This is a genomic window from uncultured Nisaea sp. (assembly GCF_963974195.1).
Classification (GTDB): domain Bacteria; phylum Pseudomonadota; class Alphaproteobacteria; order Thalassobaculales; family Thalassobaculaceae; genus Nisaea.
Map to the genome: position 1 here is coordinate 1 of NZ_CAXBDC010000173.1, position 5,229 is coordinate 5,229.

General features: G+C 58.6%; 4 protein-coding genes, 1 tRNA gene and 2 pseudogenes. 5 read left to right on the forward strand and 2 right to left on the reverse strand.

Annotation, left to right across the window (positions count from 1 at the left end; all coding sequences use genetic code 11):
- Positions 1-765 (forward strand): annotated as a pseudogene (locus AAC126_RS21620) (isocitrate lyase); the annotation flags it as partial.
- Between the two features lie 102 nt (positions 766-867).
- Positions 868-1,065: a hypothetical protein gene (locus AAC126_RS21625; RefSeq protein ID WP_339857420.1), complete on the forward strand. Its 198-nt coding sequence runs from the start codon at positions 868-870 to the stop codon at positions 1,063-1,065.
- A gap of 295 nt (positions 1,066-1,360) precedes the next feature.
- Here AAC126_RS21625 and AAC126_RS21630 read toward each other — a convergent pair whose 3' ends face one another.
- Entirely contained in the window at positions 1,361-2,149 is a 789-nt protein-coding gene (locus AAC126_RS21630; RefSeq protein ID WP_339857421.1) for a hypothetical protein, read from the reverse strand.
- Between the two features lie 84 nt (positions 2,150-2,233).
- On the opposite strand from AAC126_RS21630, the gene AAC126_RS21635 reads away from it, so the two are divergent.
- From AAC126_RS21635 to AAC126_RS21645, 3 genes are all read left to right on the forward strand, one after another.
- Positions 2,234-2,452: a hypothetical protein gene (locus AAC126_RS21635; protein ID WP_339857422.1), complete on the forward strand. Its 219-nt coding sequence runs from the start codon at positions 2,234-2,236 to the stop codon at positions 2,450-2,452.
- A gap of 52 nt (positions 2,453-2,504) precedes the next feature.
- A tRNA-Ile gene (locus tag AAC126_RS21640) sits at positions 2,505-2,580 on the forward strand.
- Positions 2,581-2,785: 205 nt separating this feature from the next.
- Positions 2,786-4,471 (forward strand): PAS domain-containing methyl-accepting chemotaxis protein, encoded by a 1,686-nt coding sequence (locus AAC126_RS21645; protein ID WP_339857424.1) that lies wholly within the window; start codon positions 2,786-2,788, stop codon positions 4,469-4,471.
- A gap of 66 nt (positions 4,472-4,537) precedes the next feature.
- Here AAC126_RS21645 and AAC126_RS21650 read toward each other — a convergent pair.
- Positions 4,538-5,229: pseudogene (locus AAC126_RS21650) on the reverse strand (adenosine deaminase); the annotation flags it as partial.

Here is a 5,229-nt window from a genome sequence, read left to right on the forward strand (position 1 = left end):
AAGAAGTGCGGCCATATGGGCGGCAAGGTTCTGGTGCCGACGCAGCAGCATATCAACACCCTGAACGCGGCCCGTCTCGCCGCCGATGTCGAGGGCGTGCCGACGCTGGTGATCTGCCGCACGGATGCGGAGAGCGCCAAGCTGGTGACCAGCGACGTGGATGAGCGCGACCGCCCGTTCCTGACCGGCGAGCGCACGGCGGAAGGCTTCTTCCGCCTGAAGGACGGCACCAGCTTCGAGCGTTGCGTTGCTCGTTCGCTTGCCTATGCGCCGTATTCCGACCTGCTCTGGATGGAGACATCGACGCCGGACCTGGAGCAGTGCAAGCGCTTTGCCGAGGCCATCCGCAAGGAATTCCCGGACCAGATGCTGGCCTATAACTGCTCCCCGTCCTTCAACTGGACGGCCAATCTGGACAAGGACGATATCGCCCGCTTCCAGCGCGAGATCGGGGCCATGGGCTACAAGTACCAGTTCGTCACCCTGGCCGGTTTCCACTCCCTCAATTACGGCATGTTCGAGCTGGCCTCCGGCTATCGCGAGCGCGGCATGGCGGCCTACTCGGAGTTGCAGGACGCGGAGTTCGCTGCCGAGGCCAAAGGCTACAGCGCGACGAAGCACCAGCGCGAGGTCGGTACCGGCTATTTCGACGCGGTCGCGACCGCGATCAAGGGCGATGCCTCCTCAACCACGGCACTGACCGGCTCCACCGAGGAAGCCCAGTTCCACGGCACCGAGGAAGCCGCACGCACGGCAGCGGAATAAAGGTCCGGGAGGTTTGGGGCCGGTGGGCAGCTAACCACCCGATGCAGTCCGCCGGCTCCCGGACAACCCGCACCAAACCCGCAGAGAAGAAGGAGAAAGACAATGAGCAATCGTTTTTGGGTCATCGGCGGAGAATACACGGACACCCGCTTCAGCCAGCTGATCGACGGCACCGAGCAGATGTTCGGCCCGTTTGGTGACCAGGGCGAGGCCCGGCAGGTCTGGGACCGTATCGCCAGCGAAACCCGCAGCATCTGCACGGCGCGCTATACCATCGTCCAGGAAGGCGCCGCCGGCTGAGCGGGGGAGCACAGTCAGACGAATCAATCCCTGGCGGCTCGGAGCGTTTCTTGATCTGCGGTCCGACAAAGCCTGACTGCCCGGCCCCTGGCGGCCGGGCATTTTTTATCGTGAGTCAGCCTGGGGGATACGCTGGCCGGTTGACGGCGCCACCATCGGTGCTGACGCCTGTCGAGAGCGTTTCCACGCACCAGTTAAACTCCAGCTTCCCGCGGCGGGTTTCCTCGACCAGATTGACGTTTCTTTGCTGTCGCCGCGCGGCTTTGACGTTCGGCGTGAGAAGGAGGGACCGGGCCTACTCGTAGTACCGCATGTAAGTTGGGGCCTTCTCGCCGTACGCCAGCATCCAATGTGAGGGAAGCGTGTATTCTGTTGCCCAAAGACATGACCCGTCCTGTGGCGATGACTGATTCGGGACCAGATCGAATATGTTGCGTCTCTGCCGGTCCATTCGAACGTAGTTGTCGAAGTACCACTTCGCATCTTCGATTTCGGGGACCATGCCCTGCGGGAAATATTCGACGTACTTGAACGACCCTTCCCAGAAATACCCGTCGAAGTGATGGAAATAGTCATTTAGGAGGCCACGCCGGTCATCACCAAGGAAGTCGTCATGATGCGCCCAGGCGAGCTTGGCCTTGAACATCAAGCCCGTAAGGTCATGCATCGGCTCGATGATCCAGCGATGGTGGGAATAGCCGGAGTAAATGTCAGTGGGATCAATCTTGGACAGTTCCCGCACTTTCGAAGGGACTTCGATATAGCCGGCATGCGCGCATCGGATCATCTGCGAACATACGTAGAGCGGGTCGCGAATATCTTCCAGCGTATGGGAGATCGTGACGAAATCGAATGATTTGTCGGGAATGTTTTCCCAGAACTTGTGGGAGCAGAAGTCGGCGAGAATCCAATCCTCTTCGGTAAAACGCTCTGGAATATCTGGATACACAATCTTTCTCGTCGCGTACGGGTTTATGTCCACGACTGTGTTTGCTCGGGGCAGTACGCGGTCCCAGCCGCCAAGATCCAACACCCGCGCAGTTTCCGGTATCCGTGCTAGCAAGTCGTCAATGGCAATAATCAAGGTAGGCTCCCCAATGCCGTATAATTAGTAGTGTTTAATCATGAATAAACAACTTGACCAAGAGGAATTGGAGCGGCCGTTTTGATGGAAATATCCACTCTGGACCTGAAGCGGGCCTGCAACTGCTCCCCGTTCTTCAACTGGACGGCCAATCTCGATAAGGACGATATCCCCCGCTTCTGCCTGCGGATCGATGGCACTGAGCAGATGTTCGGCCCGTTTTGTGACCAGAGTAAGGCCCGGCCCCTGGCGGCCGGGCATTTTTTATCGGGAGTCAGCCTTGGGGATGCGCTGGCCGGTTGACGGCGCCGCCATCGGTGCGCATAACACCTGTCCCGTGCTTTCCGCCGGAATAGGGCCTGTAGTTCAGCGGTTAGAACGCACCGCTCATAACGGTGTTGTCGGGGGTTCGAATCCCTCCGGGCCCACCATCTTTACTGTCTCCATGAAACGCCGCCGGAAATGTGCCGCATGTTACGTGCTGGCATGGCGTTTCCTGTCTTCATTATTGATTAATGGATAATCGCTACAGTTTTTTCGTGCGCATGGTCGGACAGGACGTGTGCTGTTTCAAAAGATGGAATGCTCGGATTAATCGCTGCGCCAATGCCGGTGCGCATTAACAGGAGGCTCGCAGTGAAATTCAGTCTTTTTGGTGATTCACAAGCCCTTAGCGAAGCGAAGAGCAAGTTAAAGGCAATCGACCGTTCCCAGGCTGTGATCGAGTTCGACCTGGAAGGGACGATCCTGACGGCGAACGAGAATTTTCTGAAGACCATGGGTTACGAGCTGAACGAGGTTCTCGGCCAAAATCATTCGATGTTCGTCGATGACGCATACAAAAAGAGTGATGAGTACAAGAACTTTTGGACTGTGCTTAAGCGCGGGGATTTCCAGTCGGCGATATATCGCAGGCTTGGCAAGAACGGGCGCGAGGTATGGATCCGCGCGACCTACAATCCGATCATGGATGCCAGGGGCAAGCCCTACAAGGTCGTCAAGTTTGCGACGGACATCACGGAGCAGCAAAACCGGAATGCCGCATATGAGGGGCAGGTCAAGGCCATCGACCGTTCCCAGGCCGTCATCGAGTTCGATCTGGATGGAACAATTCTGACGGCGAACGCGAACTTTCTGAAGACCATGGGCTACCGGCTTGAGGAAATTCAGGGGCGGCATCACTCGATGTTTGTCGATGACGCGGTCAAGCAGAGTGCGGAATACAAGGCGGCCTGGGACGGACTCAGGGCCGGAAAGTATCTGGGTGGCGAGTTCCGGCGCCTGCGCAAGGACGGAAACGGGGTCTGGATCCAGGCGACCTACAATCCGGTTATGGATGCGAGCGGCAGGCCTTACAAAATCATCAAGTTTGCAACCGACATCAGTGAGCAAAAGCGCCGGACGGTGGATTACGAGGGGCAGATCAACGCCATCCATCGATCCCAGGCCGTCATCGAGTTCAACTGTGACGGAACGATCATCACCGCCAACAAGAATTTTCTGAAGACCATGGGCTATAGCCTTGAGGAAATTCAGGGGCGTCACCACTCGATGTTTGTCGATGAGGCGGAAAAAAACAGCACCAAGTACAAGGAATTCTGGGAGACGCTCAATCGCGGCGACTACCACGCGGCGGAGTTCCGGCGGATCGGCAAGGGCGGGCGTGAGGTCTATATTCAGGCATCCTACAATCCGATCATGCGGCCTTCCGGCGCCCTGGTGAAAATCGTCAAGTTCGCGAGCGACGTGACAAGCGATGTCATTGCCCGCAAACAGGCCGAATATATCCGCTCCCTGCTTGAGGAAACGGCGTCCGGCGCGGAAGAGCTTTCAGGGTCGGTCCAGGAAATCGCGGAAAGCATGGAGAACACCCGCAGTGTCTCGACCGAGGCGGCGGAGGAAGTTATCCGTGTCGACAATTCCGCCAAGCGTCTGGACGGGGCCGCGCAAGCAATGTCGGGGATCCTGGAGACGATCAACGACATTGCCGAGCAGATCAATCTGCTGGCGCTGAACGCAACAATCGAGGCGGCCCGTGCCGGTGATGCGGGCAAGGGCTTTGCCGTGGTCGCGGGAGAGGTGAAAAACCTCGCCAACCAGGCTCAGAGCGCAACGAACGAGATCCGGGGCGAGATCGGCAACATGCTGTCGGTATCGTCGGATGTGGTCGGCGCGCTTACGGCGATCCGGACCCGGATAGACAGTGTTCAGTCGCTGGTCGCGGCAAGTGCTGCCGCGGTCGAAGAGCAAAGTGCCGTGACCGGCACGATGTCCACGAACATGCGGCGGGCGGTGGAAGAAGCCGAAAACCTGCGCGGATAGATAGGATAGCGGCGCCGAAGGGCGCCGCGCGCTATCGGATGCTTGCCGGTTTGGAGTCCTGTCCGTCTACCAGCGTGCCTCGAACACCATGAACCGCTTCTCCAGCTCAACCTGCGCCCGCGCCTTGTCGCTGGTGCCGGTGAAGGCCTTGCAGGGTGCCGCGTCGAAGCCGTGACTGCATTCCCCGGCCAGTGTGAAAACGCGGAAATCCTGCCAGAGGGATTTCCCGGTCAGGAAACTCTTCTCCAGGCTTTGCCGTGAGAGCGTCTTGAGCTCGCCATACCCAAGATCATAGCGCTCGGCCGCGAGCTGGTACTGGCTTGCGAGATCGATACGTTCCACACCCTCGTCATCGGTGGAGAGCATCACGGGGACGCCGGCTTTCAGGTAGGTCGGGAAAGGGTGATCCTTGCCGGCGACGCCGAGGATCTGCTCGTTGCTGGAGAGATTGATCTCGACCGCGATACCGTCCTCCGCCATCCGTTTCAGCAGAGCTTCACTGTCTTTTTCGAAGCCGATATCGATGCCATGCCCGATCCGCTGCACACCGGCGATCTCGACCGCTTCCCGGATATGGAAGGTGAGGTCCTTCAGCTCGGTCACGCCGAGCCAGAGCTCGCCCGCATGAAGCGACAGGCCGACAGAGCCGTATTTCCGCTTGAAGTAGCCAAAGATCTTCATGTGCAGGGAATAGTCCCTGAGCGCGACGTGATAGTCCTCCGGCGCGACGAAATTGACACCGACGCTGAGCTTTTCCC